6 protein-coding genes are annotated in these 4,310 nt (G+C 50.3%); all 6 read right to left on the bottom strand.

Annotated features, from left to right (window positions below):
* Window positions 1-178 precede the first annotated feature (178 nt).
* Window positions 179-448, bottom strand: a complete 270-nt coding sequence (rpsO, locus tag OXG87_13420; GenBank protein ID MCY3870554.1) for a 30S ribosomal protein S15 — start codon at window positions 446-448, stop codon at window positions 179-181.
* Complete coding sequence (locus OXG87_13415) at window positions 439-1,392, bottom strand: bifunctional riboflavin kinase/FAD synthetase (GenBank protein MCY3870553.1); 954 nt, start codon at window positions 1,390-1,392, stop codon at window positions 439-441. Before OXG87_13415 ends, rpsO begins: the two co-directional genes overlap by 10 nt.
* Window positions 1,392-2,267, bottom strand: a complete 876-nt coding sequence (gene truB, locus OXG87_13410) for a tRNA pseudouridine(55) synthase TruB (GenBank protein ID MCY3870552.1) — start codon at window positions 2,265-2,267, stop codon at window positions 1,392-1,394. Before truB ends, OXG87_13415 begins: the two co-directional genes overlap by 1 nt.
* On the bottom strand, window positions 2,268-2,609 hold the full coding sequence (gene rbfA / locus OXG87_13405) for a 30S ribosome-binding factor RbfA (GenBank protein ID MCY3870551.1): 342 nt from the start codon (window positions 2,607-2,609) through the stop codon (window positions 2,268-2,270).
* A gap of 1 nt (window position 2,610) precedes the next feature.
* Complete coding sequence (locus OXG87_13400) at window positions 2,611-2,892, bottom strand: DUF503 domain-containing protein (protein ID MCY3870550.1); 282 nt, start codon at window positions 2,890-2,892, stop codon at window positions 2,611-2,613.
* Window positions 2,892-4,310, bottom strand: a 1,419-nt coding sequence (infB, locus tag OXG87_13395) for a translation initiation factor IF-2 (protein ID MCY3870549.1), incomplete at its 5' end; no start/stop codon positions are given. The genes OXG87_13400 and infB, both read right to left, overlap by 1 nt.

The following is a 4,310-nucleotide window of genomic DNA, read 5'->3' as shown; positions in this document are numbered from 1 at the left end:
CGCCCCATGTGACTGTTTGGCCACCCGACCCGTTTCAATGGTCAGCGGACGACCGGCATATTCAAGCTCTACTTTTGCTATCATTCTATCTCCTCTATTTACCTAAAAACACATCTATTCCAGTGCTCTGACAAAAAGGCCAGAGATACAACCAACTGCTGGAATACCTGAAAAAAACTCAACCGCGAATATCCAGTGCCGCAATCAAGCTACGATAACCTTCTAAATCTATGCGCCGCAAATACCGCAACAGACGGCGGCGACGCCCAACCAGTTTGAGCAGTCCTCGACGCGAGTGATGATCTTTCTTGTGGGTTTGAAAATGTTCAATGAGTTGTACAATACGCTCTGTAAGTTGCGCAATCTGGACTTGTGGCGATCCTGTATCGCCTTCTTTGCGCCCGTATTGTGCGATCAACTCTGCCTTCTTTTCTTTTGTTAACGCCAAAATTTACCTCCATCAGTATGATGCCGCAAAAGCATATCTTCCGCGGTCTGTATATCTGCTTTGATCTGTTCGATTAAAGCCTCTTTGCTACTAAATTCACGCTCGCCGCGAATGCGATACAAAATCTCAACGGGTAAAATTTTTCCATAGAGATTTTGTGAAAAATTGAGCAAATGTACTTCGCAACGCGCTGACTGCCCCCCAAATGTAGGGCGTTTGCCGTAATTGACAACGGCGATATAGGGCTGATCCAGCCTGGCAACACCCGCATAAACCCCCGGAGACGGCAAGAGTTTTCCCGGCGTTTCAAACAGGAGATTGGCAGTGGGAAAACCAAGTGCTCTACCCCGCTTTTCTCCCTCTACCACACGCCCCCACAAGGGGTAAGGGTGTCCCATAAGCTGAACAACCGCATCCATGTCCCCTTTCAGGAGTGCGTTGCGAATGCGGGTACTGCTCACGGGTTTTTCGGCGATGCACACAGCAGGTGGAGAAAAAACAGAAAAACCAAACTGTTTTCCCAACCTTTTCATCGTCTCAAACCCACCCTGGCGCTCCCTTCCAAAACCGTGGTCATAACCTACAATCACAGACCTGGCGCTGAGTTTATCAACCAGAAAGCATTTGACAAATGCCTCGGGAGACAACTGCCGGAGTGCGTCATCAAATCCAACAACAGCCAGAATATCCACTCCCAAAGAGGCGAGACAATACTGTTTCTCCTCAAGCGATGTCAACACCCCGGGAGCATCGGGACCGTCGATAAACTGGCGGGGATGTGGATCAAAAGTGACAACAACAGATGTACCCCTACGCGCCCGTACCATATCGGTCATAGCTTCAATGACAGAGACATGGCCGATGTGAATGCCGTCAAATGTTCCAACAGTGACCACCGGGTGAGCAAGCGCAACCGGTTCTTCAAGCGTTATGGTGCGCATCATCAATTCTGGATCACGCGAATAGGCTTCAAGACGCCCTCGACGATATGACCGAGACCGAGCAAAATACCCCGGGAATTTTGCACTGTCACAATATCCTGGACATCTGATAAAATATCGGTCACGGGATTGCCATTTGAAAAACGCCCCTGCTGTGCCTCTGTCAGACAAACCGATGACAGATCAGATAAAACAGCGTGGGGATTGACCAACACGTCAGAAATACTCTCTACACGCTCGAGTTCATAAATCGCAACACATTGCCCCAATCCAATACTCCCCACCGCAGTTCTGCGAAGCGTTGATAGATGAGCACCACATCCAAGCTGTTTGCCAATATCGTCTGCAAGCGACCGAATATAAGTGCCTTTAGAACAATGTACGTTCAGGTGCAAGAGCGGCGGCGCATAAACCACAATATCGAGCTTATGTACGCACACATTACGCGCAGGACGTTCAACCTCAATACCTCTTCGGGCGAGGTCATAAAGCCTGCGCCCCCCCATGCGGATGGCCGAATACATAGGCGGAACCTGTGCAATCGCCCCCCTGAATTCGGTAACAGCGGCCTCGACTTGTGCATAATCGGCAGGAATATCCCCCGATCTACTGGTAACCACACCATCGGCATCGAGAGAATCGGTCGTCATCCCCAAACGCACAACCGCACGATATTGTTTATTGCCGTCCGTAATATAGGAACTCAAGCGCGTATAAGCTCCCAGACAAAGTGGCAAAACGCCCGTTGCCAGGGGATCAAGAGTACCTGTGTGCCCTACTTTTTTGATCCCAAAGTGCTTACGCACCCGACTGACGACATCTTGAGAGGTCCAGCCAGCGGGTTTGTCTATACAAAGAAAGCCGTTTATGGGCACCACCTATGTGTCGAGACTATTGAGCAATTCCTCGATTCTCGCGCCCTGTGTGAAGGAATCATCCCAGGCGAAAACCAACTCGGGCACGTGTCGCAGTTGAACGCGCTGAGCGAGCGCACGGCGCAAGAAAAACATTGCCCCCATCAGGCGCTCGAGCACCTGTGTTTGCGATCTGGAGCCGCTCATCACACTGACATAGACCCTGGCTGTGCGCAGGTCACGAGACATCGTGACAGCTGTAATAGTGACTTCGGACAGACCGGGGTCACGGGTTTCCGTATGCAAAATTTCACTCAGGGCAACCTGAATGGCTTTTCCCACACTTTCCGGCCGATAAGATGGCATATCAGAGCAACTCCAACGAATAATCTACCACAATAAGGCGATCTTCTCGCTCGATGAAATTGACTACCTTTGACAATATCTGATTGGCATACCGCGAGTCGTTGGCAACTGTTGCAACACCTAATTGTGCTCTTTGCCAGCGGTCATTATCGCCCAGTTCAGAAACAGATACATTGAATTTGTTGCGCGTGCGCGCCGTGATGCTCTTGAGCACGCTGCGTTTCTGTTTCAGCGAGGCGCATTCGGGCAAATACAGATCGAGATGACAAAAACCAATGGTCATTAGATCGAGCGGGTAGTTTCAACGAGTTCGTAAGTTTCAATAACATCGCCGACTTTGACATCGTTAAAATTTTCGATACCAATGCCGCATTCAAAACCGTTTTGCACTTCGCGAACATCATCCTTAAAACGCCGCAAAGACCCAATACGGCCTTCGTAAACAATAACGCCATCGCGCAAAACGCGCGCATTGGTCGTGCGGTGGATGAGTCCTTGAGAAACAAGACATCCGGCAATCGTCCCAACACTCGGCACCTGGAAAAGCTCGCGGACCTGCGCTTCGCCCTGTACATTTTCTTCAATTTTGGGTGCCAACAATCCAGAAAGGGCAGCGCGAATGTCTTCGACGACTTCGTAAATTACGCGATACAAACGGATATCAACGCGTTCTCGTGCCGCGACCTCTCTTGCATTTGCATCGGGACGCACATTAAATCCGATGATAATGGCATCAGAGGCTGATGCGAGCAAAATGTCAGATTCAGAGATAGCACCTACACCGCGGTGAATCACCGATAAATGCACTTCTTCGTGTTCAATTTGCAATAATGCGTCTTGCAAAGCCTCGACAGACCCATCGACATCGCCTTTAATAATCAGACGCAATTCCTCCATATTGCCCGTCTCAATCTGGGTGTGAATGTCGGACAATGATACCCGACGTACCCGATGAAATTCTTGTTCGCGCCTGAGTTGCTGCCGTTTCTGGCTGATATCGCGGGCTTCGCGCTCATTTTCAACGACATGAAAAGTATCCCCTGCCTGGGGCAACCCGGCCAGACCGAGAACTTGAACCGGCCGAGAAGGTCCTGCTGTTGTCACGGATATACCACGCTCATCGAGCATTGCGCGGACGCGCCCACTGAACATGCCTGTAATAAACGGATCACCGACTTGTAACCTGCCTTCTTGCACGAGCACTGTTGCAACATTTCCCCGTCCGCGGTCGAGTTTTGATTCTACAATGGTGCCTTTGGCGCGCTTATCGGGATTGGCCACAAGTTCGAGCATTTCTGTTTCAAGAGCCAGCAACTCGAGCAAAGCATCGATATTTTGTCCAGTTTTGGCGGAAATTTCGCAGACTTGAACATTACCGCCATAATCCTCTACGATGACATTGTGCTCGGTCAATTCCCGTTTGATTTTGTCGGGATCGGAAGTTGGCAAGTCAATTTTGTTAATTGCCACGACGAGGGGCACGTTGGCCGCTTTGGCATGATCAATGGCTTCTACTGTTTGTGGCATCACACTATCATCTGCCGCCACGACCAGAACGACGACATCAGTTACGCTGGCACCCCTGGCACGCATCGCCGTAAAAGCTTCGTGCCCCGGCGTATCGAGAAAACAGATTTCACGACCATCACCGAGCTCAACGTGATATGCACCAATATGCTGCGTGATACCGCCAGCTTCACC

The sequence above is a fragment of the Gemmatimonadota bacterium genome, assembly GCA_026706845.1.
In the GTDB taxonomy this organism is placed as follows: domain Bacteria; phylum Latescibacterota; class UBA2968; order UBA2968; family UBA2968; genus VXRD01.
The sequence above is the reverse complement of the archived record's forward strand: the minus strand, read 5'-3'. Positions and strand labels throughout refer to the sequence as shown.

What these genes read in the sequence shown, in the direction of transcription:
- OXG87_13415 (MCY3870553.1), bottom strand. Translation starts at nt 1,392, where the DNA reads ATGATGCGCACCATAACGCTTGAAGAACCGGTTGCGCTTGCTCACCCG.
- rbfA (MCY3870551.1), bottom strand. Translation starts at nt 2,609, where the DNA reads ATGCCATCTTATCGGCCGGAAAGTGTGGGAAAAGCCATTCAGGTTGCC.
- OXG87_13400 (MCY3870550.1), bottom strand. Translation starts at nt 2,892, where the DNA reads ATGACCATTGGTTTTTGTCATCTCGATCTGTATTTGCCCGAATGCGCC.